This window comes from Priestia sp. FSL R5-0597, from assembly GCF_038006305.1.
GTDB classification, from domain to species: domain Bacteria; phylum Bacillota; class Bacilli; order Bacillales; family Bacillaceae_H; genus Priestia; species Priestia zanthoxyli.
In genome coordinates this window covers 3,433,609-3,459,746 of record NZ_JBBOUZ010000001.1, presented here as the reverse complement: position 1 = coordinate 3,459,746, position 26,138 = coordinate 3,433,609, and the positions used below count along the sequence as shown (strand labels likewise).

At 34.9% G+C, this 26,138-nt stretch carries 29 protein-coding genes; 19 read left to right on the top strand and 10 right to left on the bottom strand.

The window, feature by feature from the left end; all coding sequences use genetic code 11:
- The first annotated feature begins 35 nt into the window (after positions 1-35).
- The 5 genes from MKX72_RS18115 to MKX72_RS18095 all read left to right on the top strand — a co-directional run bounded on the left by MKX72_RS18115 (position 36) and on the right by MKX72_RS18095 (position 5,511).
- The gene (locus MKX72_RS18115) at positions 36-1,232 is read left to right on the top strand and encodes a GTP-binding protein (protein WP_154989978.1); all 1,197 of its coding nucleotides are present in this window, start codon (positions 36-38) and stop codon (positions 1,230-1,232) included.
- A gap of 168 nt (positions 1,233-1,400) precedes the next feature.
- Positions 1,401-1,934 (top strand): dCTP deaminase, encoded by a 534-nt coding sequence (gene dcd / locus MKX72_RS18110; protein ID WP_155008236.1) that lies wholly within the window; start codon positions 1,401-1,403, stop codon positions 1,932-1,934.
- Between the two features lie 143 nt (positions 1,935-2,077).
- Entirely contained in the window at positions 2,078-3,022 is a 945-nt protein-coding gene (locus MKX72_RS18105; RefSeq protein ID WP_155007779.1) for a CobW family GTP-binding protein, read from the top strand.
- 143 nt (positions 3,023-3,165) lie between these two features.
- Positions 3,166-3,606, top strand: coding sequence for a Fe-S cluster assembly sulfur transfer protein SufU (sufU, locus tag MKX72_RS18100; protein WP_154989982.1), 441 nt, complete (start codon positions 3,166-3,168; stop codon positions 3,604-3,606).
- A gap of 495 nt (positions 3,607-4,101) precedes the next feature.
- Complete coding sequence (locus MKX72_RS18095) at positions 4,102-5,511, top strand: glycoside hydrolase family 1 protein (RefSeq protein WP_034267302.1); 1,410 nt, start codon at positions 4,102-4,104, stop codon at positions 5,509-5,511.
- Positions 5,512-5,551: 40 nt separating this feature from the next.
- Here MKX72_RS18095 and MKX72_RS18090 read toward each other — a convergent pair whose 3' ends face one another.
- A complete protein-coding gene (locus tag MKX72_RS18090) occupies positions 5,552-6,439 on the bottom strand; it encodes a MurR/RpiR family transcriptional regulator (protein WP_033580092.1) in 888 nt (295 codons plus the stop codon).
- Positions 6,440-6,470: 31 nt separating this feature from the next.
- On the opposite strand from MKX72_RS18090, the gene MKX72_RS18085 reads away from it, so the two are divergent.
- Positions 6,471-7,880, top strand: coding sequence for a PTS transporter subunit EIIC (locus MKX72_RS18085; RefSeq protein ID WP_202188188.1), 1,410 nt, complete (start codon positions 6,471-6,473; stop codon positions 7,878-7,880).
- 23 nt (positions 7,881-7,903) lie between these two features.
- The gene (locus tag MKX72_RS18080) at positions 7,904-8,380 is read left to right on the top strand and encodes a PTS sugar transporter subunit IIA (protein WP_034267296.1); all 477 of its coding nucleotides are present in this window, start codon (positions 7,904-7,906) and stop codon (positions 8,378-8,380) included.
- A gap of 154 nt (positions 8,381-8,534) precedes the next feature.
- Here MKX72_RS18080 and MKX72_RS18075 read toward each other — a convergent pair whose 3' ends face one another.
- From MKX72_RS18075 to MKX72_RS18065, 3 genes are read right to left on the bottom strand one after another with little or no spacing between them, the layout of a single operon-like run.
- Entirely contained in the window at positions 8,535-9,062 is a 528-nt protein-coding gene (locus MKX72_RS18075; protein WP_034267293.1) for an NAD(P)H-dependent oxidoreductase, read from the bottom strand.
- A gap of 49 nt (positions 9,063-9,111) precedes the next feature.
- Complete coding sequence (locus MKX72_RS18070; protein WP_155007780.1) at positions 9,112-9,759, bottom strand: SDR family NAD(P)-dependent oxidoreductase; 648 nt, start codon at positions 9,757-9,759, stop codon at positions 9,112-9,114.
- A gap of 49 nt (positions 9,760-9,808) precedes the next feature.
- Complete coding sequence (locus MKX72_RS18065; RefSeq protein ID WP_014458900.1) at positions 9,809-10,246, bottom strand: MarR family winged helix-turn-helix transcriptional regulator; 438 nt, start codon at positions 10,244-10,246, stop codon at positions 9,809-9,811.
- Between the two features lie 226 nt (positions 10,247-10,472).
- Between MKX72_RS18065 and MKX72_RS18060 the strand changes: the two genes are divergently transcribed.
- Positions 10,473-10,886, top strand: a complete 414-nt coding sequence (locus MKX72_RS18060) for a DUF6892 domain-containing protein (protein ID WP_155007781.1) — start codon at positions 10,473-10,475, stop codon at positions 10,884-10,886.
- 241 nt (positions 10,887-11,127) lie between these two features.
- On the opposite strand, the gene MKX72_RS18055 is transcribed toward MKX72_RS18060, so the two are convergent.
- Complete coding sequence (locus tag MKX72_RS18055; protein ID WP_034267284.1) at positions 11,128-11,949, bottom strand: MerR family transcriptional regulator; 822 nt, start codon at positions 11,947-11,949, stop codon at positions 11,128-11,130.
- Positions 11,950-12,141: 192 nt separating this feature from the next.
- On the opposite strand from MKX72_RS18055, the gene MKX72_RS18050 reads away from it, so the two are divergent.
- Positions 12,142-13,023: an ABC transporter six-transmembrane domain-containing protein gene (locus tag MKX72_RS18050; RefSeq protein WP_033580099.1), complete on the top strand. Its 882-nt coding sequence runs from the start codon at positions 12,142-12,144 to the stop codon at positions 13,021-13,023.
- A gap of 105 nt (positions 13,024-13,128) precedes the next feature.
- A complete protein-coding gene (locus tag MKX72_RS18045; RefSeq protein ID WP_155007782.1) occupies positions 13,129-13,686 on the top strand; it encodes a GNAT family N-acetyltransferase in 558 nt (185 codons plus the stop codon).
- 192 nt (positions 13,687-13,878) lie between these two features.
- Here MKX72_RS18045 and MKX72_RS18040 read toward each other — a convergent pair whose 3' ends face one another.
- Positions 13,879-14,067, bottom strand: a complete 189-nt coding sequence (locus tag MKX72_RS18040; protein WP_098626318.1) for a hypothetical protein — start codon at positions 14,065-14,067, stop codon at positions 13,879-13,881.
- A 466-nt stretch (positions 14,068-14,533) separates the two neighbouring features.
- Here MKX72_RS18040 and MKX72_RS18035 point away from each other — a divergent pair, with 466 nt between their 5' ends.
- Positions 14,534-15,139, top strand: a complete 606-nt coding sequence (locus MKX72_RS18035; protein ID WP_098626320.1) for a GNAT family N-acetyltransferase — start codon at positions 14,534-14,536, stop codon at positions 15,137-15,139.
- 555 nt (positions 15,140-15,694) lie between these two features.
- On the opposite strand, the gene MKX72_RS18030 is transcribed toward MKX72_RS18035, so the two are convergent.
- Positions 15,695-16,030, bottom strand: a complete 336-nt coding sequence (locus MKX72_RS18030) for a winged helix-turn-helix transcriptional regulator (RefSeq protein WP_155007783.1) — start codon at positions 16,028-16,030, stop codon at positions 15,695-15,697.
- A 143-nt stretch (positions 16,031-16,173) separates the two neighbouring features.
- Here MKX72_RS18030 and MKX72_RS18025 point away from each other — a divergent pair, with 143 nt between their 5' ends.
- Complete coding sequence (locus MKX72_RS18025; protein WP_154991873.1) at positions 16,174-16,668, top strand: lactoylglutathione lyase family protein; 495 nt, start codon at positions 16,174-16,176, stop codon at positions 16,666-16,668.
- 297 nt (positions 16,669-16,965) lie between these two features.
- Positions 16,966-18,006, top strand: coding sequence for a zinc-binding dehydrogenase (locus MKX72_RS18020; RefSeq protein ID WP_154991874.1), 1,041 nt, complete (start codon positions 16,966-16,968; stop codon positions 18,004-18,006).
- A 51-nt stretch (positions 18,007-18,057) separates the two neighbouring features.
- Here MKX72_RS18020 and MKX72_RS18015 read toward each other — a convergent pair whose 3' ends face one another.
- Positions 18,058-18,225: a gamma-type small acid-soluble spore protein gene (locus MKX72_RS18015; protein WP_033580113.1), complete on the bottom strand. Its 168-nt coding sequence runs from the start codon at positions 18,223-18,225 to the stop codon at positions 18,058-18,060.
- 258 nt (positions 18,226-18,483) lie between these two features.
- Here MKX72_RS18015 and MKX72_RS18010 point away from each other — a divergent pair, with 258 nt between their 5' ends.
- From MKX72_RS18010 to MKX72_RS18000, 3 genes are all read left to right on the top strand, one after another.
- On the top strand, positions 18,484-18,975 hold the full coding sequence (locus tag MKX72_RS18010) for a hypothetical protein (protein WP_154990006.1): 492 nt from the start codon (positions 18,484-18,486) through the stop codon (positions 18,973-18,975).
- A gap of 437 nt (positions 18,976-19,412) precedes the next feature.
- Positions 19,413-20,600: an MFS transporter gene (locus MKX72_RS18005; protein WP_154991875.1), complete on the top strand. Its 1,188-nt coding sequence runs from the start codon at positions 19,413-19,415 to the stop codon at positions 20,598-20,600.
- A gap of 235 nt (positions 20,601-20,835) precedes the next feature.
- Positions 20,836-21,255, top strand: a complete 420-nt coding sequence (locus MKX72_RS18000) for a MarR family winged helix-turn-helix transcriptional regulator (RefSeq protein WP_098112504.1) — start codon at positions 20,836-20,838, stop codon at positions 21,253-21,255.
- 178 nt (positions 21,256-21,433) lie between these two features.
- On the opposite strand, the gene MKX72_RS17995 is transcribed toward MKX72_RS18000, so the two are convergent.
- Positions 21,434-22,312: a LysR family transcriptional regulator gene (locus MKX72_RS17995; protein WP_165636282.1), complete on the bottom strand. Its 879-nt coding sequence runs from the start codon at positions 22,310-22,312 to the stop codon at positions 21,434-21,436.
- A 284-nt stretch (positions 22,313-22,596) separates the two neighbouring features.
- On the opposite strand from MKX72_RS17995, the gene MKX72_RS17990 reads away from it, so the two are divergent.
- The 3 genes from MKX72_RS17990 (at position 22,597) to MKX72_RS17980 (ending at position 25,687) form a co-directional block, all read left to right on the top strand.
- Entirely contained in the window at positions 22,597-22,875 is a 279-nt protein-coding gene (locus MKX72_RS17990; protein WP_154991877.1) for an ArsR/SmtB family transcription factor, read from the top strand.
- Positions 22,876-23,224: 349 nt separating this feature from the next.
- Positions 23,225-24,415 (top strand): MFS transporter, encoded by a 1,191-nt coding sequence (locus MKX72_RS17985; RefSeq protein ID WP_186808511.1) that lies wholly within the window; start codon positions 23,225-23,227, stop codon positions 24,413-24,415.
- Positions 24,416-25,486: 1,071 nt separating this feature from the next.
- Entirely contained in the window at positions 25,487-25,687 is a 201-nt protein-coding gene (locus tag MKX72_RS17980) for a cold-shock protein (RefSeq protein WP_033580115.1), read from the top strand.
- Between the two features lie 232 nt (positions 25,688-25,919).
- On the opposite strand, the gene MKX72_RS17975 is transcribed toward MKX72_RS17980, so the two are convergent.
- Positions 25,920-26,120 (bottom strand): cold-inducible protein YdjO-related protein, encoded by a 201-nt coding sequence (locus tag MKX72_RS17975; RefSeq protein ID WP_033580116.1) that lies wholly within the window; start codon positions 26,118-26,120, stop codon positions 25,920-25,922.
- Positions 26,121-26,138 lie beyond the last annotated feature (18 nt).

Sequence of the window (26,138 nt, the reverse complement as noted above, 5' to 3'; positions counted from 1 at the left end):
CGTAATAATTACGATTTGTGTATAGGAGTGTTCTAATGAAGAAAATACCTGTTACCGTTTTAAGTGGCTATTTAGGCTCTGGAAAAACTACATTATTAAATCATATTTTAAAGAATCGACAAGGATTAAGAGTAGCAGTCATTGTAAATGACATGAGTGAAGTCAATATCGATGCTGAACTAGTAAAGCAGGGTGGAGATTTATCTCGAACTGAAGAAAAGCTTGTTGAAATGTCAAATGGGTGTATTTGCTGTACTTTAAGAGAAGATCTTCTAATTGAAGTAGAGAAATTAGCTAAAAGAGGAAATATTGATTATATAGTAATTGAGTCTACAGGCATAAGTGAACCCGTTCCTGTAGCACAAACGTTTTCATATATCGATGAAGAAGTAGGAATTGATCTAACTCAATTCTGTAAACTTGATACGATGGTGACGGTTGTAGATGCAAATCGCTTCTGGAAAGATTTCGAGTCAGGAGATTCTTTACTTGATCGTAAAGAATCGTTAGGAGAAGAGGATACAAGGGAAATAGCAGATCTGCTAATTGATCAAATTGAATTTTGTGATGTGCTGATTCTAAACAAATGTGACCTCGTAACAGAAGATGAGCTGCTGAAATTAGAGAACGTACTAAGAACATTACAACCTAGTGCTAAAATTATTCGTGCTAGTCATTCACAAGTTGAGTTAGGGAAAATTTTAAATACGAACTTATTTGATTTCGATAAAGCGAGCGCTTCGGCTGGCTGGATAAAGGAACTCAATGAAGGTCATCATGCGCATACACCTGAAACAGAGGAATATGGAATCAGTTCTTTTGTCTATGACATAAAAAGGCCTTTTCATTCAGAACGTTTTACTGAATGGGTTTATTCAATGCCAAAGCAAATAGTGAGAGCTAAAGGGATTGCATGGTGCGCTAGCCGAAATAATGTAGCGCTTTTAATGTCTCAAGCTGGACCATCTGTAAGTATTGAGCCTATTTCTTATTGGGTTGCCTCCTTGCCAAGAAACCAACAAGAGCAAATTATTAAACAAAATCCGCATTTATTGGATGAATGGGATGATCAGTTTGGTGACCGTCATACCAAATTAGTATTTATCGGTGTGGATTTAGAACAAGATAAAATTGAAAAGGAATTAGACCAATGTCTTCTAACGGAGGAAGAGCTGGAAGAGGATTGGAGTGAGTTTACAGATTCCTTCACTTGGAAGTTACAACAGGCGTAGTAGAAAATATCTTATCTCATTTGTTCTCATTTGTGGCTTCTAAAATGTCAAAAGGTTTGATGTATACTGCAATCGAAGGAAGCAGGTTAATACTTTTTAACCTGCTTATTCTTCATAAGGTGTAATCATTGTTTTTTTATAATAAAACGTAAAGAAAGCGAGAATATGATGATTTTATCTGATAAAACTATCGAACAGAAAATAAAAGACAAACAATTACATATTGAACCGTTAACGGATAATCAAATTCAACCTGCTTCAGTGGATTTAAGAATAGGATCTAGCTATTTAAAGGTTAAAGAGCATCAAGTAGGTGTTATGTCTTTAGACCAAGAAATTAAATATGAACGCCTAAAAAGTGATGAAATAATTATTCCGCCGCATTCTTTCTTGCTGGCAACTACATTGGAGTACATTAAACTTCCCAACGATTTAACTGCTTTTGTAGAAGGCAGAAGCTCTATAGGCAGAATGGGGTTGTTTATCCAAAATGCCGGCTGGGTAGATCCAGGGTTTGAAGGACAAATTACTCTTGAACTATATAATGCTAACCGCCTGCCCATAAGGCTAATTAAAGGGTGGAGAATTTGCCAACTAGTATTTGCCCAAATGGATCAATCGACCATTAATCCTTACAGAGGAAAATATCAGGGACAAAAGAATGCTACCGGCAGTAAAATTTTCTTAGATGAGGGTAGATAGAGGAATTAAGATTAATAGAAGAATTCCGGTATGATGTGAAACAACAGAGTATAACAAAAGATATATTGAAACTAAAAGTAAGCGCTCAGGTCATATGAAAGAAACGAAACATTGAATATAAAAGAAGAAATGAGTGAAGATAGGTGAAAAAAATTGAAATATATATACTTGGTGGTTTTTTAGGGAGTGGAAAAACGACCTTATTACAAACTATTTTAGAACAAGAGAAGAAACGAAAGAAAAAAGTGGCTGTTTTATTAAATGAAATAGGAGAGCACTCTGTTGATACAGATATTATTGGAAGAGAAACGCCGTTAAGAGAGCTTTTAAATGGCTGTATTTGCTGCACGATGAAGGATCAATTAGAACTGCAGCTATTATCTCTCTATCAACAGCATCAACCAGATGTTATTTACATAGAAACAACGGGAGTTGCACATCCTTTAGAAGTTTTAGACGCCTGTTTATCCCCTATTATTGCGCCATATATTGATGTTAAGTCTATTATTAGCGTCATTGATTTAAGCAGATGGAAAGATCGTAAGAAATTGAATAAATCAATTCAGAAGCTGCTTGTAGAACAAATAAAATATAGTGATCATTTAATCTTAAATAAAAGTGATTTAGTGACCAAAGAAGATCAATTATCTCTACAAGAGGAAATAAGAGAGGTGAATACTAAGGCTCAAATGAGCAAAACAACATATGGGAATATTTCATCCCTAGAAGAAATTAATCATTCCTTTCATTCCTCTGTGGATAATCATACTGAACTACACGTTCATCACCATCTGCATATTCAAACGATGACTTATCAATTTGAAGGTAAAGTTATAAAAGAAGAATTTGAAAAATGGATAAAAGAACTGCCTGGTACTATTTATCGAATAAAAGGCTTTTTACAGTTTGTAGGAAGTGAGGAAGATACTTATTTATTTCAATATTCATATGGAATTCCTTACTCTTTTCCACAAAAAAAATCCTTTCCAAACAATCTCGTCTTTATTGGCGAAAGATTTGATAAAGAAAAGTTAAACAAAGAGTTAAAAAGCTTAGAAGAAAGCGCGAAGCAAAAAAGCTTTTTATAAAAAAGACGACATCTTCACAATTTACCTATCCAATAAGGGGGATAGGTTGTTTGGTTCTGATTAAAGTAGAAGAAAAGGTGTAAGAAAAGCCTCAATTTTCTATCAGTAGATCGTTTTCCTTAAAAGCATAAGGGGGGAAATAAATGAACCTAGATCATTTATACAAGCATGTAATAATGGATCATGCGAAAAATAGAAGAAACCACAGAACGATGGAATCCTACACTCATAAAGTGCATTATAAAAACCCTACTTGTGGGGATATCATGACAATGTATGCAGTCATTAAAGGCGATCGAGTGCAAGATATATCTTTTATAGGAGAAGGTTGTTTTATTAGTATGGCTTCTTCATCAATGTTTACAACCATAGCGAAAGATAAAAAAACAGAAGAAATCAAGGATATTTCTACCCTTATAAAAAATATGATTGTACGTGGAAGTAAAGTAGAAGATCCTCAAATACAAGATGCGATTAGTTTAAAAGATATTCATAAGCTGCCTGCAAGACATAATTGTGCGTTAATGCCCTGGCAAGCATTTGATAAATTGTTAAAAGTGAAACAAGAACAACAAATTAAGTAAGAAGCAAAAAAAATTATGCAGCTCCATTTTGGACAAATCGTCTCAAAGTCATTGTAAGACCTTAATTAAATGGTGTCCATGAATCCATACTAACTCCAGTTGTTATACATGAAATCATCCATATTATAGGCTTTGAAGATGAAACAACTAGAGTATATTTCTATTTTCTTTAATGAGTTACCTCGCTTCTAATGTTGAGGTAGCTTTTTATTTTGTGTGAATACCTTCACTTGATAAACGAATATTGCCTATGTTCATAATTAGATTCCAAAGGCGTTTGTTTTATGGTAAACAAGCTACTTAAAACACATACAAATACTTTGCACCAGAACCCGACGAGGTCGTTCGATTAGAAATTTTGCAAGATGACTATCAGGATTTTTCTGTTTTTATAAAAATCTCTGCTACTTTCTTTCTGAATCTTTCAGATATATTGTGGAGTATGCGTTTTCATAATATGGTATACATACAAAATCAATAAAAAAGGAGAATACTATGAAACAGTCATTAAAAGAATTTCCTAAAGATTTTATGTGGGGCGGTGCAATCGCAGCCAATCAAGCTGAAGGAGCTTATCTGGAGGACGGAAAAGGTTTAGATATATCATCTGGATTTGCAAATGGGATTAAGCATGCTCATGATAAAGTAATTGACGAGAATAAATTCTATCCAAACCATGAAGCGATAGATTTTTATCATCGATACAAAGAAGACTTAGCCTTGATGGAAGAAATGAATTTTAATGTGTTTCGCACGTCTATTAATTGGTCAAGAATTTTTCCAAATGGAGATGATGTAGAGCCAAATGAGGCTGGACTAAAGTTTTACGATGATTTATTTGATGAAATGATTAAAAGGGGCATGAAACCCTTAATTACGTTAAGTCATTATGAAACGCCTTTACACCTTGTTGAAAAATATGGGAGCTGGAGAAACAGAAAGTTAATTACTTTCTTTTTAAATTATTGTGAGACAGTGTTTGAAAGATACAAGGACAAAGTGAAATATTGGCTTACTTTTAATGAGATCAATAATATGAGAAGAATGCCTGGGGGAGCTGGCGGTATCTTTTTTGAAGAAGGTGAAAACAGACAGCAAGTAGTCTATCAGGCTAGCCATAACATGTTTGTAGCGAACAGCTTGGCTATTAAAAAGTTTAGAACGATTATTCCTGATGGTAAAATTGGCTGCATGCTTTCACTGAGCAATGTTTACCCGCATACATGTAAGCCAGAAGATGTATTTGAAACAATGGAGTTACGCAGAAGGTCACTGATGTTTGGAGATGTAATGATCAGAGGGGAGTATCCAAGCTACACTTCAAGAATTTGGGAAGAAGAAGGCGTAGAAGTAAACATGCAGCCGGGAGATGAAGAAATTATTAAATGTTATACGAGTGATTTCCTTGCTTTAAGCTACTACAGAACTTCAACTCATGAGTATGGCCAGCCATTCTATGGTGATACAGGAGGAGATCAAGGAACGCCAAATCCGTATATTGGGACTACCCCTTGGGGATGGCAAATTGATCCTCTAGGGTTAAGATATACACTTAACGAACTTTATGATCGATATCAGCTTCCACTTTTTCTTGTGGAGAATGGACTAGGTCAAATCGATGAAATAGATGAGAATGGTGAAATTAACGATTTTTATCGTATTGAATACGTGAGGGATCATGTGAAAGCCATGAAAGAAGCTTTACAAGATGGGGTAGAAATTATGGGCTATACTTATTGGGGACCCATTGACATTATCAGTGCCGGGACGGCTGAAATGAAAAAAAGGTATGGTTTCATTTACGTTGATCGTGACAACGAAGGGAACGGCACCATGGAGCGAAGAAAGAAAGCTTCATTTGATTGGTATGCAAACTTAATAAAAAATAATGGAAACAATATCTAGAAAGCACAAAGCAGAAAGCACGCTCAGTGCCTTCTGCTTTCTATTCAAGATTATTGTTTTTGTAAAAGTAATCTCTTTCTGTTTTTCTTTTGGCAAAAGTAGATAAATTGTTACTATTTTTCTTATAGTTAAGGCTAAATAATTCACCGAAGACGCAGTCAAGGACGTAGAGCATCGCATTTCTCGATGTAAACGATCCCATTTTATATCTGCTTTCTGTCGAATGAATACGCAACGTCACATGAGCTAATTTTTCATAGGGCCAAGCGTTTTTAGAAGCAGTCAATAAAATAAATGGAATGTTGTTTGTTACTAGCTCATCGATAATGTAATGCATTTGATGACTATTAGAATACTGGGAAATTACCACTGCTGCTTTTTTAATATTTGTAGGATTATCATCTCGAAAACTTTGAGCTTCCTGAAATCCATTTAATGGCTCAAGAACGGATAGAAGTCCTAAACGAATCATTTTATAGTGTAAGTCTTCCGCAATGATTAATGATTCTCCGCGTCCATAAATATAAGTGATGTCTGCTTTATTAATCAATTGCGCAGCCATTTTAATATCAGAAATGTTCAGTGCTTTGTACTCATATTCTAAGGCTTGAAGTGACAGGCGATAGAACGTATTAGCAATTTCTTCTGTTGTAGCTTCCTCTGGGATTGGTAAATCAACAGACGGCATTTGTCCATCAAGTGCAAATGATGTCAATTCAGAAGCAAGTTTAATCTTAAAATCAGAAAAACCTTTTACACCTAATTTCTTACAAAGACGAATGATTGAGGCCTGAGAGACGTGACATTCTTCACTAAGTTCTTCTAATGAAATGTTAACTACTATTCTTGGATATTCTAAAATAAATGATGCAATAACATTCTCTGTACTCGTAAGATTATTTGTTTGTTTTAAATTATCAAAAATCATATTTATCACCTAATAGAAAGTAGGAACAACAATGAACCATAGAGAGATTGCCAAAAAAATAATAGAAGAAAGTGGCGGTATAGAGAACATTTCCAGCGTCACTCATTGTTCTACTCGATTACGAATCTTTATTAAGGATAAGTCTAAAGTAAATCAAGAACAAATACAAGCTATAAAGCCAGTTTTAGGAGTGGTTTTCCCAGAAGACGAACTGCAAATTGTGCTTGGTCAAAATATGATACCTATTTATGAAAGCGTTTCTAAAACATTTGAATCTCAATCAACAAATAGTAGTGCTAGCACAAATGAAACGCAAGAAGCTAGTCAAAGTAGTCATACGACGAAGAGTACGGAAACTGGTAAGAAGACGATCGGTAAATTTTTATATAAAGTTCTTGCATTTGTATCGGCTGCAGTTACACCAATGATTCCTGGTCTTGTTGCTGGAGGTATGCTAAAAGTATTTCTTTTATTAGCTACACTTGTATTTCCAGCATTCGAGAGCTCTTCTACGTATTCGATGCTAAATATGTTAGCGGATGTACCATTTTACTTTATGCCTATTTTTGTCGCTTATGGTGCTAGTAAAAAGCTAGGAGGCACGCCTTTATATAGTATGACTGTTGCAGCAGCACTTGTTTATCCTACTTTTATGACTGCTGTTACGGAAGGGACAAGTTTATCACTTTTAAATATCCCAGTGACACTCGTAAAGTATAATAGCACGCTGCTTCCAGCATTATTAATTAGTATATTTGCTTATTATTGCGAGAAATTTTTAGTGAAAGTAATTCCTGGTATCATTCGTCCAGTATTTGTTGGAATGCTGACTATTACAGCTGCATATATCCTTGGAATTACAGTACTAGGGCCACTAGGTGATATAGTTGGTAGCTATGTTGTTCATATTTTCTTATGGTCATCAGTAAATATTGGACCTTTTGCTGTGGGTATTTTAGCAGCATGTATGCCTTGGCTAGTAATGACAGGTATGCATCATGCCGTCACACCATTTATGGTACAAGCTATTACAAACCCTGGATATGACGGATTATTCAAACCAGCATATCTGCTGCATAACATGGCTGAAGGCGGAGCTTGTTTAGGGGTAGCTTTACGTACGAAAGACAAGGCTTTAAAAGCAGAATGCTATAGTTTGGCGGTGGGGTGTATTTTAGCTGGCGTTACTGAACCAGCGCTTTATGGAGTGAATTTAAGATTAAAAAAGCCCATGTATGGCGTAATGGCTGGCAGTGCTTTAGGGGGGATTGTAGCAGGACTAATGGGTGCAACAGCATATGTATACGGCTATTCTACTATACTAGCAATTCCAATTTTCCAACAAACTATCATGGCAATTGTAACCGCTATTATCGTCTCAATTGTCTCAGCTTGTATCATAACGATCATTATTGGATTTGACGAAGAATTACTTCGATAATTATGTAAAAGGATGGGAGAATAATGTTTAATATTTTCAAAAAGAAAGAGAAAGTTACCGAGATATATTCACCTGTAGAAGGGATTATTCATCATTTAGAAACTGCTTCAGACCTCGTTTTTAAACAAAAAATAATGGGAGACGGGTTCTATGCGTTACCTCATGCCAAAGAAATATATGCACCTATCGAAGGAGTAATCGATTCTATTTTTCCAACTAAACATGCCTTTACAATGAAAACTGACAGTGGAATCAGCATTTTGGTTCATATTGGTACCGACACAGTACAGCTAGAGGGCATCCCTTTTGAACTCAGTGCTAAAGAGGGAGACTATGTGAAACCAGGTGACTTACTCGGTACTGCTGACTTTGATTATATAAAAGACAAGGGTAAGGGAACAGAAGTATATGTGGTTTTTCCAGAACTTGATGATTCAAGAGAATTAACGCTGACTAAAAGGGAGAGAGTTAGTAGTCAAGATGTTATTGGTACGATTTGATTGTTCGGCAAACATAGAAGATAATGGTGTCTGCATGTAGAATAGTGAAAAGAGGTAACAAAAAAGACTAAGCGCCTTCGCGTTAGTCTTTTTTTATTTGCGCTACAATTTTTGTGAGAATATATCAGATGTTTTGTACAAAGATTGCCCGCGCTTAAAAGGTAATTTTGAGGTGATGCAACAACTCTTCAGCACTTTCATGGACTTGTTCGTTCGTTAAGATACGTGCTCCTTGTTTTATGAAAGAGGGCAAAAATCGCATACCGGTCAAGTTAGCTGTTGCTTGAAACGGTTTGGTTAGTTCACTCATGCTGAAAAGGTTAGATCCACCAGCTTGATAGGCTGCTTCAGGTCCGCCTGTTGAAATGGCTAACATAAACTCTTTTCCATGCAATTTTGTGCCTTCAGATCCGTATGCCCAACCATAACTAAGAACAACATCCTGCCACTCCTTTAATAAAGAAGGACTGCTGTACCAGTAGAGCGGGAATTGAAACACAATCCGTTCGTGTTCAAGCAGCAATTGTTGTTCGTAAGCAACATCAATAGTACCGTTTGGATATGTGGCATATAAATCATGAACAGTAATGTCGCTCTCTTGACTCAAGCGATCTTTCCATGTTTTGTTAATGGTTGAAGTGGTTAAATTGGGATGTGCAACAATAACTAATGTTTTTTTCATAACTAAACTCCTTTTATATTTGTATATACAAATGATGTGTTAAAAATTTTTACTTTTCTTCAAAAGTGACCTCTACGTCTTTTCGGTTTTCAAACATGTGATAGAAGGCCTCAGCAATATTTGCAGGTGAGACGTACGTTCCTTCTTCAACAAAACCCTTAATAGTCAACGTTCCAACGTAAATTCCTTTTGGAGCAAGTTCTTGATTTAAGCTATATGCTAAATTACGAATGCCTGCTTTTCCAATCGCTAATGAAGAATAGTCAGCATATGGATGAAGAGCTAATCCGCCGCCTGTTAACAAAATGGCTCCGTTTTGCATATGGGGAACTGTTTCTTTAACAGCAGTAAGAGCTCCAGCTACACTGATTTTAAAATCTTCTACTAATTGATCAGCGCTCAATGTTGTTGGTTTGCCAGGTCTTCCTGAAGCAGCATTATATAAAAGAACATCAACTTTTCCATAAGTTTTAATTACTTTATCAATGGCTTTTCTTAAAGATTCTTCAGAAGAGACATCACCTGGAAATCCTTTTGCTATAATTCCGTCGTTTTTAAGCTCATCTTCATATCTCTGTAAGGAGTCCATACTACGGGAAATCATAGCCACTTTAAACCCTTCTTTTCCAAATTTCTTTGCTGTATTTAAGCTAATCCCTGGACCAGAACCAACAATTAGTAATAGTTTTTCAGACACATTGAATCCTCCCATTATATTTGTATATGCAAATGAAGGGGTAAAAAAATTACGATTCTTTCTCTAACTTATTGCTCGCTTCATGCAGCATTTTACTTAAGTCTTTACTAAATTCATCTCCTAATATTTCTGAGTAATTAGTAAACAATTCTTTTAAAGAAACGCGAAACTGATGATACACTTTTTCTCCTTCATCCGTTAACGAGATCCGCGTCTGCTTTCCATCCATTTTTTTGACGACAAGCTTTAATTTTTCAAGTTTATCAATAAACCTCGTACTTGTAGAAGGAGCAATTGATAGCTTGTGGCACAGTTCTTTCTGAGTGATATCCGGATGAAACTTTACAATCATAATCATGTAAAGGTAGGAGGGAGCGACGTCACCAAAATCAAATGTTTTTTCAGCTAATTTTGTAATGTTGCGAGCAAATCGGCTAGCTGTAAAGTAAAGGCAGTGTATTAATATTTGTTCTTCTTCGTTATTCATGTAATCATTCCTTTTCTTCATTTGCATATACAAATTAACACGGAATAAAAGTAAAGTCAACTAAGTTGTGGTTGAATGTTTGGTTCAGTTATGCCGTCAACGAGAAAATAATAAAAACGAAAAATATACGTGAAAACGCAGGTTTTGTTTATAGATGATTGTTATAATACGAATAGTGCAGGGGCGATTGCAAGCCTAATACAGAGATAAAATCGGAGGTAGCAAAATGGGGAAAAGTGCAATGTTTACAGATTTTAATTTTAAATTAGTGGTTATTGAAGCTTTATTAGATCAAGAGCCATTATTTCTAGAAGAATTAACCGATTTAAAAGATAAGTATACCAATAATTTTGAATGGTATTCTGGTGCTGGCCCAATTGTTGAGATCAAAGATTATTTAGAAGAGTTAACTCTGGAAAAGAGTGATTTGGAAAAGGTTGAATGCCTTTGCTTTGATGGAGGTAATGAAATTTATCATATTCTAAAGCCAGACTGGGATGGAGAAGATAGTTTATTTGATGTACGGTCTGTTGAAGGATTTCAGAACTTAACGAATTTAAAAACAGTGGACTATATTTCAATGTGTGATCCACAAGTATTAGAACCATTTAAGCAAGCTGGAATTGAGATTGAGGATTAATGAGAAGGATGTTATTGTGCTAAAAGAAGCAATCCGTCTTTATGAAGAATAACGTTTCCTCATTATTGCCATCTAGAATTGCCATCTAGAAAAATCAATAAGCAATTCTCCTATACTCCGTTTACAAAAACAGAAAACCCAACCTTTAGAGCTCACAGGTTGGGTTTTCTATTTTTAGTTTGTATACGCCACATATGTTTAGTAAATATGATACCTCTTTGCAATACAAACTAAAAAAACGTTATTGGCTTTGAATTTGAAGTTGAATTCTTGTAATTGAATTCTCTATTCCATCTGCCATTACCTCATCAATCACGTATTCCTCATATGCATACTCCCCTATTTTTAACCCTTTTTCTCTAACGAATTGAATAATTCGATCGTAAGCATGTTCAGTTTCGGCACCTTTTTGATACCCAACAACATATAGTCCCTGGGGACGTGTATGACAATGAATTTTTTCTATCTCTTCTGGGATTTTGATATACAAATGTTCGTAATTGTAAAACTCTTTTTTTTGAATTTGTTCTCTCGCAAGCATTGCTCCAATTGGATATCCTCGGTCTAATTTATGAAGTTGAGTATAATGAATGAGCTCCGGAATAACTGTAGTATATTTTTGTTCGGCTTCTTCTAAAATATTTTCACTAATCATAAAGGTTTCTTCATCTAAATATTGCAATGAAATAGAAGAAAAATCAGTTTTTAAAGCATGTTCTGCTAACTGTAAACGCGTTTGAATAATTGCTTGTAAATGATTAAGGCTCTTAATTTTTTCTTCAATTTCAAGAGATTTTTCCTTTAAAAGAGTAATCATATTTATTGGTTTTTTATCTTTTAAAAGAACTTTTATCTCTTTTAATGGAACACCAAATTCTTTAAATAAGGCAATCACTTGAAAGACTTCAAATTGTTCATACGAATAGTATCTATATCCATTCTCTTTTTTTATTTGAGGTGAAAGTAACCCTATCTCGTCATAATGAAATAGAGTTTGCTTTTTTACACGACAGAGATTCGCGAATTCACCAGTACTAAAGTACTTTTCCAACTCTTCACTCATAAAATCCTCCTTGACTATACGGTAACCATATACTTTATGATGTTCATTGTACTGGAAAGGGGATATAAACAGCAATGACGAGTCCTTTATTTCATTAAAGTAAGTGAAAAGGCAAATTGATGATGAATTTGAAGATAAAGCAATGAATAGAATTAAAGTTTGTTTAATTAGAGAAAAGAAAGAGTAGATAAGATGCAAATGATAAAAAAGAAAAAATCCTCCGTAGGTCAACTCCTTCAAGGTATATGGTCAAAAAATCGTAAAGGAATTAGCCTTACCTATATGCTCACTCTTGTTGAAAATGTTTGCGATCTTCTTTACGCTGCAACAATTGGTTTTGCAATCGATGGGTTGCTTAAAGGGAATCCGGCTAGCCTTATACCACTTGCTCTACTATGGATCCTTCACCTAGGGGTTGGCTTGTTCAGACACGTTTACGATACCAAAGTATTCGTTGGAATTTATTCTAATGTTGCTGCAGAAATGGTAGAGCGCCAGCGTGCTGATGGAGTAAAAGGAACTCGAATTGTAGGGCGTGTCTCATTGTCTCGAGAGGTAGTAGATTTCTTTCAGATGGAGCTGCCAGCAGTTGTAACAACGGTTATTCGATTTTTAGGCGCTATTATCATGTTATTTCTTTATGACCAGTTTATTGGGTTCTTAAGTTTATTGGCACTAATTCCAATACTAATCATAAACCATTGGTTCGGTCGACGTTCTTATCGTTTGAATCACGCACTTAACAACCGGATTGAAGAAGAGGCAGATATAGTCGTTCATCGTCCACTTACCATTGTTCAAAAACATTTTGCACGATTACGTTTGTGGCGTGTTGCTATTTCTAACGCTGAGGCTAAAACATGGGGGATGATGGAGATTGTCGTCATTCTCTTAACCCTAGCTACACTACTTAGACTTACAGGTGTTCAGGGTACTACGCCTGGTGCTATTTATGCAGTTCTAGCTTATATTTGGATGTTTCAAGAGGCAGTAGTTGGTCTTCCTGAAATTGTGCAAAATATTTCGCGTGTACTTGATATTGGTGAACGCGTTGCTGAAGACGTTAACAGCTAAAACTACAAAAGCTTAGCCAACCATTATTGCTATGTTATCCCCTAAATTATTGTTGTTGTCTTTTCAGAGAAATAAGCCCGTAAATATAGGTTAGGAGGAATTTTAATGAAAAAGATTGAAACTGATCGATTACTATTGAGAAACTTTTCTAAAGCAGACTCTCAAGCTCTTTTGGAATACTTGGCTAATCCAAGGGTAAACTGCTTTCTTGAAGACAAAGTTCACACAATAGAGGAAGCTACTTTAAAAGCTCAAAAAAGAAGAAAAGATGACTCTTTTGTTGCAGTCTGCTTAAAAGGCAGTGATTATCTAATAGGAGAAATATTCTACTTAAAGGAAGATCCAGATACTTATTCCATTGGTTGGCACTTTAATGCTCAATATGAGGGGAAAGGGTACGCAAGCGAGAGTGTGAAGGAGTGCCTTAGGTATCTGTTTACTCAATTGGATGCAAGAAGAATCTATGCATACGTTGAGGAGGATAACTATAAATCACAAAAACTATGTGAAAAATTAGGAATGCGTAAAGAAGGACGTTTTGTTGAGTTTATTTCGTTTACTAAATACGAAGATGGAACACCTAAGTATGAAAATACTCTTCAGTATGCATTATTGAAAAAAGAGTGGATAAAAAATACTTCTTTTAATGAACCTGAGGAATAAGTATCTCCTTAATTCATCTAGATAAACAGAATTAGTATTAAATCCATTAATATTTAGTAATCTAAGATATATGCAATTTGTAGAAAAGCTATGTATTTGTCGTTATCTAATGTAAACATTAAAACCTTTATAATAAAAAACCCCAGATATTTTGATTATCTGGGGTTTAAGTAGGGGAGACAAAAGCTGTTTTTAATCATCTTTTTTATCTATTTTTACGTACATAAAGGCAAATAATAAAAGTAACACAATACTAATAGGGAAAATAACGTAGGAATCTGTCGCTTCACTCACACTAGATTTTAATGTGTAGTTGTAAACAACAAGTCCAATCGCAACAATAGCTATTAATATTTGATATGTTCTTTTTTTACTAAACATACAAAACAATCCCCTTTACCTGAATAAGCTACTCCAAGGGTGTAGTGAAACTTACTTTAGAAAATCATTAATAAACGTATCTATTTCTAGGGGTACTTATAATGCGTCAAAAGCACCTGGTGTAGCTCTAGCTGTCCTTTTCAACGCTAATTTCATAGCTTTTGTTTTGGAGTATTTAGCAACTCTGCTACCAGGCTTTTTAATTCTTGAATAGTAATCATAAGATTTAGCAAGTTTGTTAGCAAATTTAGTTGCACCACCTGTAACTTTAACAGTTTTTTTAATTTTTAATACTTTAGAAATCGAATAGCATTTGATGTTATGGCAGCAGCTATTTCTTTCTAGTTAACATAAAACATATTATCGGAAATAAAAAGTATCATTCTACTAAAATTTAATGATACTTTTTATTTTATACAAATTACATATATAATGTTAATAAATAACAATTATGGAGGCGTTTTTCATGAAGATTGAAGAAATATTTGGCGATTTACCCGAACTTGAAACAGAACGTCTGATATTAAGAAAAATAACGTTACATGATGTTGAAGATATGTACTCTTATTGCTCTAACGAAGAAGTATCTAAATACGTTACGTGGGACACTCATCAAGCACTTGACGATACTACTAACTTCGTTAAATTCGTGTTAAATCAATATGAGAATAGAAAAATTGCTCCCTGGGCGATAGAGTATAAAGAAAATGGCAAACTTATAGGTACTATTGATTTTATCTCTTGGCATACAGAACACAATATAGCTGAAATCGGATATATCATTTCTAAAGATTATTGGGGAAACGGTATAGCAACAGAAGCCGCAAACGAAGTGATTAAATTTGGTTTTAACCATATGGAACTTATTCGTGTCCAAGCAAGATGCTTTGTAGAAAACAAAGGATCAGCATGTGTAATGAAAAAATTGGGCATGTCCTTTGAAGGAACCCTTAGAAAAGCCATGTTTATAAAGGGAAAACATCAAAATTTAAAAATGTATTCAATATTAAAAGAAGAGTTCTTATACAATCATGAGTCATCATCAGAAAATGTATACCATATACAAAGCTAGTTTACATAAACACTCTTTCCAGAAGACACGAAAAAAGAGAACCCTTATGGGAGTAAGGGTTCTACAAGGGTCACTTTTATAGAATATTCAGCTTTTTATACATCCTTGATATGACGAATTTCTCCTTACAAGTAGTTGAAGAGATGATGCATAAAAAGCGCACCTTTTATTCATATGCAGCAACACGTTAAAAATATCCTTTAATTATATAAAATGGTAATATACTTATATTTCAATACTTCGGATACGTATGAACAAACCCTTATAAAAAAGCAACCTCGTTCATTGGCCACTCCATGCCGAGGTTGCTTTTTTATAACGTTATTCAAGTTCTAATTTTCACTCAAAGCTTTCGACCATCTCATTTTCTGATGCTCTTAACCACTTTTAAGGGTGAGTTAGATTTCCTAATACTGTATAACCCTTAGTACAACTTAATTTAATATGTACAAGATTACATTTTAACGGTATTGCTTCCTATATACCAGTTCTTAATTGATTCCCAAGATTTAGAGTATTTTACGATAGGCAAATATTTTTGTCAAAGCTCTCTAATCAAAAACCTTCTCCATGTTCTTTCCCCCATGTATGCATCAGGTCTAAGATGGGCATTAACGTTTTTCCCTTGCTGGTTAAGGAATAGTCCACTTTAGGTGGTACAGTATTGTATTGAGTCCTATTAATTAAGTCATCTTGCTCAAGTTCTTTTAATTGTTTCGTCATTACTTTATGGCTCACACCAGGTAACAAATGACGTAATTCACTATACCTTAATGTCCCGTCTACGCCTAAATGCCATAGGATCAACGTTTTCCATTTATTACCTATTTTTCCTAATGTATATTCAATAGAACATTTTAATTTTCCTGTATCGTCTATCGGAGTGCTCATTCCATTCTTCAGTCCTTTCTTACCTTTAGGTTAGTTTCTTACAAAAAAGTGCGTTCTTCCATAATTTAAAATTGTGAAATACACTATTTATGTGTTCGACAGCAAACACTAAAATCATTAAAAATATTGGAGGAATATAAATTATGTTCACATATCCTAAAACATTTTCTCATATTGGTCTTTCAGTACCTAACCTAGATGAGGCAATTAAATTCTATACTGATGTGTTCGGTTGGTACGTTATTATGGAACCTTCAGATGTAGAAAATGATGACACACCTATCGGTCAAATGTGTCGAGATGTATTTGGAGATGACTGGGATAAATTCAGAATTGCACATTTAGCTACGGGAGATAAAATTGGCGTAGAAATGTTTGAGTTCCCTGAAAATGAAAAACCTGAAAATAACTTTGAGTATTGGAAAACAGGAATTTTCCATTTCTGCATTCAGGATCCAGATATTGAAGGTCTTGTAGAGAAAATTAAGCAACATGGTGGTAAACAACGTATGCCTATCAGAGAATATTACCCAGGAGAAAAACCATATAAAATGGTTTATGTAGAAGATCCATTTGGAAATATTTTTGAAATTTATACGCATAGCTATGAGTTAACTTATTCACAAGGCGCTTACTAATAAATAATCTCTTTCCACCAGCAAAATCTTTTGCTGGTGTTTTTTATTATATGGTAGCGCCATGTTACAAAACAATAAAAAAGAGAGTTTATTAATATTTCTAAATTTAATGATCCAATGGTTTTTGACACTGCGAAACAGAAGTAAAAAGAAAAGGCCGTAAAAGTATACTGACTCCAAACTTGATGATAATAGAAAGAAGAGTGCATAATGAAATATGCATGTTTTTTTCTAAACTATAAGCAGCCGTATGAAATATATTAAAACTATATTCGTAAAAAAGAAGGGGACTGTTCTATGAAAGCTGTACAAGTAACAGGGTATGGAGACGTAAGTAAATTAAGCCTAGTAGAAATTCCTATACCTGAACCGAAAGAAAATGAAGTTCTTATAAAAGTGAAGGCCTGTGCTATTAACAATACAGAAATTTGGATGAGAGAGGGTGCTTACGGTACTGACTCAAAATCTGGATGGCGACCGGAAGGAGTCCAGTTTCCACGTACACCAGGATCTGATATAACGGGAAAAGTAGTAAAAGCAGGAAAGTTAGTAGAGGATTCTATAGTGGGAAAAGATGTTGTGTTATTCCCTTTTATATCTAGTGGAGAAGAAGGGTACGAACATATTTCTGATGATATGTCCTTTATAGGTTCAGAATACGATGGTGGTTATGCTGAATATGTGGTTTGGCCTGCTGAACTTTGCTTTGACATGCCCCTATCAAGCTATTCAGAAAGTGCTGTTTTTTCGGTAAGTGGGTTAACTGCTTGGCACATGGTCAACCAAATTCAAGCTCAACCAGGTGAGACAGTTATAGTAACTGGAGCAAATGGTGGTGTGGGATCATTAAATGTACAGATTGCCTCTAAAGTCTTTGGTGCTAAAGTTATTGCAATCACGGGGGACTTAGAGAATCAAGAAAGAATTAAGGAATTGGGAGCCACACACGTATTATCATATAAATCTGATGCTCTTTCAGAAGACATTTTAGAACTGAACGGAGGTCCGGTCGATTCCGTTCTAGATGTTGTAGGAGATGCTTTGTTTTCCATATCTCTTCAAGTGTTAAAAAACGGCGGGAAATTTTGCATTTCAGGTTCTGCTGGTGGTCAGCATACAAATTTTGATTTTAGAACATTGTATCTAAAACATATTACAATGTATGGATCTGTGTTGGGAACGAGAGCAGAGTTTAAAGATATGCTTAAGGCCATTTCTGAGGGGGAAATTAAACCGGTTATCGATAAAATTTTCCCTTTAGACAAAGCAAAAGAAGCCCAAGTGTATTTTAAAAATAAAGGGAAGTTAGGGAAGATTTTATTACTTCCCGAAGAATAACCTTGTATCACAAAGGGTTCTTTCAACGAGCATGAAAGAACCCTTTTAACATTATTTTTGGTTTTTGTTTGCTTGAGCGTTTTGACGTTTAACGTGTTGTACGTCAGTCTCGCTAGCAAATTCCGTACCGTATTTGCCAGAAGATGCTTGAGCATTCTTTTGCTTCACGTGTTGTACATCTGTTCCTGAAGCTGTCTTGTTAGAGTATTTGTTTTCCATTACTATCACCTCCACAAGAATTAATATATCCAAGTGGAGAGACAGTATCCTTAGAAGTACCTGGTAAGAAAAAATGGAAATTTAAGGAAGTATTGTGCATACCACTATGAGGCAACATGTACAAGAAAACACCGTCAATAAGTTGTTCAAATTTTTACCGATTACATATTATAATCCTTAGGCAGCATGCTCTTAAGATAATTCGTTGTGTAATTTTAGAATAGATGTACACCTTAAAATAGAGAGGTGTATAAAATCATGAAAAAGAATAGACTATTTTTAATACTGTTAGTTATCACTTGTTGGTCCAGCTTTTCATTTATGAAAGGCAAGGATTTTAAACGTTTTCTTCCAGCGTCCATTGCTATTTGTATGGTAACTAAATACCTTAATTCTTATGCTAAAAGAAAGAATTTTTGGTCTTTTAAACAAAGTATACATCCGAAAATTCCTGGTGAAGATGTGTGGACATGGGGGCCCTTTTTTACTGTATCCATGTGGGTGCTTAAATCCACATACCGTAAATTGCCTGTGTATATAGCTGTAAACTTTATGATTCATACTACATTTACATTTGTAGTTGTACCTAAATTAAAAAAGGGCAGCATCTTTAAGCTTAAGAAAATTAATCCTTTTCAGTACGTAACCATTTTGACTGTTAGACAACTTCTGTTATATGGTTTTCAACATATGAGTGAGTTTATAATGTCGAAGAAACTAGAGATAAAGTCGGATAATGGGGAGCATTAATAGGAGCATTCCTTTATTGGGTAAGTGATAAAAGTATCTAAGCATCTTCATCAGTACACAGGTCACGAGCCGTTTGGATAAAGGCATCCGTTTCTTTTGATGTACCTTTCCTAGCACTGCTATATTAATTTCTCTGAACGTGTTGGGCTTTAACTCTCTAGAAACTACTTGTTCTGGCAGTGACAAGTAGTTTCTTTTTGTTGTAATCGTAATTCCTAATCCTCCTTGTACCATACTTAAGGCTGTGTCATATGTAGTTCTTCGCCGTCTTTTGTAAAACTTCCGGTTTTCGATATCTGAACAATAAGCTGAATTTGCGATTTTGTCATATCAATTTTGTTATATACCATATAATTAATATGCATTTTATTTATGTTGGAACCTAATGTACCATAAAGGAGAATTAAACTTCAAGAAATCAACCGGAGGTAATTAGTATGGTCAATCGTAATAAATTGTTTCTGCTTGCACTTATACTAGCTGCATTTAACCTTAGGCCGGGTCTAACTTCAGTTAGCCCAGTATTGCATGGAATAACGAAGGATCTAGGTATGAGTTCAACTTTAGCTAGTTTGCTCACTTCCATTCCTTTGGTATGTTTTGGTTTTTGTTCGTTATTTGCTGGTCGTTTAGCAAATCGCTATCAACCAGAGAAGATGATTACTTTTGCTATAACTTGCATAGGTATTGCAACGTTTCTAAGGGCCTTTACGAATTCCTCAATTTACCTGTTAATAACGGCTTTATTAATTGGTGCAGGAATTGGTGTTGTAAGCCCTTTGCTTTCTGGTTTCATTAAAAGTCATTTTCCAGACAAGGCAGCATCGATGATAGGCATATACTCTACTTCAATGGTAGTGGGTGCATCTATTTCTATTGGGCTAACGACACCACTTCAACACTGGTTCAATCATTCATGGAAAAATGGATTAGCATTTTGGAGTATTCTTGCGCTACTCGCTATTCCACTTTGGCTTGTGGTAATAAAACAATCTCGTATTCCTGCAAGTAGTTTTTCACAAAAGACGAAGGTTTCTTTACCATTAAAAAATAAAAAAGCCTGGCTATTAACTTCTTTTGTAGGGATTGTAACTCTGTTGTTTTATTGTTTTGCAGCATGGCTACCAGCCATTGTAGAGGAAAAAGGATGGACGCCAGCATTTGGTGGTCTTGTAGGTACAATCGCTATGATTGCACAGCTACCAGCTACGCTTTTATTACCTAGTCTTTTAAAAGTGCTACCGAGCAGAAGGTTTTGGATTACAACCTTTACCTTGAGTATAATAATTGGTTTATCCCTTTTATGTTTTACAAACGTAACACCTATTGTTTCAAGTATATGTTTAGGAGTTGGTGCCGGTGGTCTTGTGTCGCTAACTTTGTTGTTACCATTAGATATGGCATCTTCCCCTATGGAAGCAAGTACTTGGTCAGCAATGACTCAAGCAATTGGATATATGATCGGTGCAGTCGGCCCGTTCATAATTGGATTTCTGCGTGATTATCTAGGAAGTTTTGTTCCGACGTTATATCTTCTTATAATTATAGGGTTCATTGCCATCTTATTAGGATGGAAAATCACAAAACCAGCTAGGGGTAAAGCAGAGGGTCTACCTGTGAAATAAAAACCACGAAGTAAATCGTGGTTTTTATTTTAACTTTTGAGAAAGCCTATATAACAACTTTTAAAGTATAGAGTGATATTACTGTGTGCAAGAGGGGGAGATCCCATGAATGCATTTGATCAGATAAATAGTAGCGATTATATAGAATCACGCGTGGGTATCGCCTACTAATAAGACTTTATATTATTCGATTATTAGCTAAAGATATATTTTTCTATCTTTCTGAGGTGACGTTATGGATTTACATGATTTAACAAGCCATCTTATTCATCGTACAGATGTAAGAGCAATGAATTATTTCAAGAAAAAGCTCAAACCTTATGGCATGACTCCAGTACGATGGAGCATCATTAGTGTTCTAGACTCTCACAAAGGGATAACCCAAACAGAACTAGCAGAAGCAATTGATAAGAAACAAACAACTATTGTAGAAATGATTTATGCGATGGAGGAAAAAGGACTCATAAAAAGAATGTACAGTGAACGAGATCGTCGCTTACACTATCTATTTCTTACAGAAAGGGGAGAAGAGTTAAAGGAAACTCTTTCACCTTTAGTTAAAGACGTTCACCTCTTCGTCACGCGTCAATTAAGTGATGAAGAAAATACTCAACTAAAGACATTGTTAAACAAAGTATATAACGGTATACAATAAGCCGTGTTACTGAATATTCCTTTCTCTAATCAGGACGTATACGGATTCTTCCATCATCCTTTTTTTTGATCAACAACGATTAAAAATAGTAGAAAGAAAAAAGACAGCCACTTTTTGAATCAACCGGCTGTCTTTTTTATATGCACTAAATAGCAACACATGTTTCTTTAAGTGCTATTTAAGCATCTTCTTGAGCAAAAAGAGTGAGAGCTGTTTGAATAAAGGCATCTGTTGCTTTGGATGTATCTTTACTATCTAGCACTGCTATATTGATATCTCTAAACGTATCTGGTTTTAATTCACGAAAAACGACTTGGTCTGGCAACCACCAAATATTTTGTTTCGTTGTAATGGTAATTCCTAATCCTTCTTGTATCATACTTAATCCTGTCTCTATATAATCCATTTCAAACCGTACTTTAGGAGTCAAGTTATACTCGTTGAATAAAGCATGAATTTGTACCTCATAACCGCATTTTCCAATTAGTATATCTTCACCTTGTAGGTCAGGGATACTTATTGTTTCTTTCTGAGATAAAGGATGGCTTGAGTGCATAAGTACAATCAGTTGATCTTTTATCAAAGGTACGGTGTCAAAATCTTTATCAGGAGGAATAATAATTCCTACATCAATGCATTTGGAACGTAACCACTCTTTTACTTGATCTACACTACCTTCCGAAAGCTTGATTTCTATACCAGGATACTGACTTTCCATTGTACGTATGATTTTAGGAATAAACCTCGTACAAGCAGTTCGGTAAGCGCCAATGTGTACCTTCCCAATTTCTAACCCCTGTTCAGCCACAATTAATTCATCTACTTTTTGTAATTCACTCAGGATTGTTCTAAAAGTAATTAATATGCGCTCTCCTACATCTGTAAAAGATAATCCATTCTTCTTATCTCTCTTGATTAACTTCGTTCCTAGTTGCGATTCAATTGTTGCTACAGCGCGACTTACCGCAGGTTGTGTCATATGTAGCTCTTCACCGGCTTTTGTAAAACTTCCTGTTTCTGATATCCGGACAATAAGTTCAATTTGTGATTTGTTCATATCAATTTTGTTATCTCCTGTATAATTAATATGCATTTCATTTGTATTAGAATCCAATGTATCATGAAAGAGAATTAAACTTCAAGAAATTAACCGAAGATAATTAGGATTAGCGATTGTAATAAATTATTTTCATTTGTGCTTATAGTACTGTTTTGAGGATTTTATTTTTAAAGTGCATTTGGCTTTAGTAAATGAGATCTCAATAGTGTATTTGCTACTGTAATGTTAGCTTGTACTCATATGATGTATCTAATTGATTTAGGAAAGCGGGGTGCTAACAAATGGAGAATAACTCGAAGTTACAGCAGGCGATAAAAATATATAAAGCACTCGGTGAACCAACACGATTAAAAATTGCTCGTTTGCTTGCTAATGAAGCAAATTTATGTTGTTCGGATATTGGGACAAAACTTGAATCAATTGCTGGATCAACTTTATCCCATCACTTAAAACAATTAACTGATTGCGGACTTCTGTTTACTTACAAAGAAGGAACATATATATATTACAGCCTAGACCGTGAGTTAATTGGAAAGTATGCTCCATATGTGATGGAGTAATTTCTCTTATTTCTATACTTAAGGAAATATAGAAATAAGAGGTATGATTTTTCTTGTCTGGATTATGGCTAAAGTGCTTAATAGGTATCCTCATCTAAATTCTGAGTATATCCATTACTGGTACTTTAGATAAAAAGGCTAAAGCAAATCACTTATCGTTATCATAAGCGCGTTAAATTCATGGTGTGTCACCTTTATAAAACATTTTTTAAGAAACTGTAAAGGTCACTTTGTCTACGCGCAAAGATCAGCTCTTTACAGTTAACTTTTCAAACACTCGGTTAATTTACGAACTTAAATCTGTATTTCTAGAAATACCGAAATATAAAAACAAAAGGTGTGATTTATTTTGTCAAATATATGGAAAATTTATTTATTAGCTGCCATTAGTTTTCTTAATGGCACATCAGAATATGTTATTGCCGGAATCTTAGACAGAATTGCTGAGGCCAATAACATTTCAGTTTCATCTGCAGGACAGCTAATTACTGTGTTCTCAATAGCTTTTGGAGCAGGGACACCTTTTCTAATTGCTATGACTGCTCGACTGGAACGAAAAAAACTGCTTGTCTATGCTTTAACCGTTTTCTCTGTCATTAATATTCTTATTGCGATTATAACAGGATATGAAATGCTAATGGCAGCTAGAATCATCTCTGCTCTGAGTGCCGGTGTTATTCAAGTTACGCTTCTAACCCTTGCTGCAGTTTTAGCAGCTCCAGGAAAGCAGGGAGGTGCGATTGCTACAGTTGTTACGGGGCAAAGTACTGCTTTGGTTGTAGGTGTACCTATAGGAAGAGTTGTGGCTTCGCATTATGATTGGAATGTAATATTCATTGGGCTTGGTGTAGTAGGCTTACTTTTCACCGCCTTAGCGTCGTTTACTATACCAAAAACAGTTGCTGAAGAACCTGTACCTTTGCGTGAGCAGTTTAAATTTCTTATGAAACCACGAATCTCAGCATACTTGCTCATCACGTTTCTATGGTTAGGTTCATATTCCATTGTATTTACGTACATTTCACCGTATTTCTTAAATACATTCGGAATGAGCAATCAAGGGGTAACTACAGCTCTCTTTATATTTGGTATTGCTAGCGCTATTGGATCCAAATTAGGAGGTTTTAGTACAGATAAGTGGGGATCATTTCGTACATTAACTGGAGGAATATTACTCCATGCTATTGCACTAATGCTATTTCCGTTTATCGGTCACTTTGCTTTTCTTTTCTATGTATTGCTTATTTTCTGGGCGCTTTCAGCTTGGTCTTCCGGTGCGCCAATACAATTTCAGCTTATAAGCCTTGCTCCTGCTGCAGCAAGCATTGTACTTAGTTTACACAGTGCTTTTGGACAACTTGGAATGGCAGCTGGAGCTGGTATCGGCGGTGTTGCTGTCAAAAATGGCTTGTTGAATTATATTCCTTGGATTGGGGCTTTTGCTCTTGCCGTTTCTGTCGTAGTAATTGTTGTCGACAACGTTTTATCTAAACGAAAACAGACTAAACAAGCTCAGAGCAATCTTTGTATAGAAAAATAAAAGTCTCATATCTAACGTAGCAAAAGGCCACTTGTTTTATACAAGTGGCTTTTTACGTTGGCTATTTTTTTGTTTTGAATCACTATACAAAGCGAACATCGATTAAATCGCTTAACCTCATTTTGTTCCTTCATAAACCATCCATTGAAATGGATACAATTAAAGAAAACTCTGTACACCTTAATGGGAGCCTTACATACAAATAAACAAGTATACCTTAGATAGTATGTATAACAAAAACGAGATGCAAACGATTATGCATCCCGTCATGTGAAGAAGGGAAAATCAGCTTTTAATGCAGCATATGATCTTTAAGGAACACCTCATTTACGTAATTACATTGCCTAATGAAACAGTAACTTGAAAAAGTATATTCTCTTTAACAAACACCTCATTTAAGCATTGAGCTAAAAAAATATACAATGTGAACGAAATCGTTCTTGGTCTGGGACAAACACCTCATTTGTATAGTGATAAATGAATATTATTGTCTACCCATTATATATATTCTTACTACGTTCATGACTACCATCCCCTTATGAATCAAACATACATCGATTTACAATAAGGTTTTCTGAAATAGGCCTGCTGTAGACACCTCATCCTAAATGTAAGAAGCTTTGTAATGATTAGTTGTAATCAATAACTTGTTTTCCTTCTTCCCTAAATAGAATATCCCAATAGCCTCTTTATAATTCAGTAAAGTTAACAGGTGTTTTTTGGATTACATATGCTCTTCATTTATAAGAAAGATTAAATAATGAATTATTAGGAATAGCTATAATAAATGAAGATATACACATATTCAATACGCTCGAATATTCATAAGCCATGCTACATATGCCTATCATAAGTCTTGGTAACGGAAAGATGAATAGCTAGAACTTGTTGAAGGGGATATTTTTCTTGTTTGCTATCAATCCTACTATGTGTTACACTACAGATAACTTATTTTTGTTCGGTATATTGAGAAAAGAAAAAACCCTAAGTAGAAGTTTTTATCTTGAAATAGTATGTTTGGGCAAGATTAGTAATACATTTGTGGAGTATTCCACAGCAGGAGGCAACATTATGACACAAGGTACAGTAAAATGGTTTAATGCAGACAAAGGTTTCGGTTTCATCGAAGTTGAAGGCGGAGAAGATGTATTCGTTCATTTCAGTGCTATTCAAGGTGAAGGTTTCAAATCATTAGAAGAAGGTCAAAAAGTTACTTTTGATATCGAGCAAGGTCAACGCGGAGCACAAGCTGCTAACGTTCACAAAGCATAATTAAAAGTGATAAAAAAAGACTCCTGTGAAGGGGTCTTTTTTTTATGGTGTCATAATTAGCATACTATTGGTTCAATAGAAAACCCAGGCTTTGAAAAAGCCTGGGTTTTAGACAAGACGATTGGTACAAGGTTAACTAGTTATAACATACAACAGAAATAGAAAGCAAATAGGAACCAAGACTTCTTTATGGATAAATAGTGTTTAATCTTTTAGAAAGCATAGGTTTATATTATTTTTTATGCGGATTACGGGGGATTTTATCAATAAGCCGTTTTTTAGCTTCCATCTGACTTTTACACAAAGGACATTTCTGATGACTATCGTAAGAGAAGTCTTTCCTCATCCAGCCTTTACACTCTTCTACTGTACATTCCCAAATTTCTGTTTCCTCTTGAATCGGAGGTTCTTGATTTCTTTTACTATAATGCATATTAATCACTACTCCTCT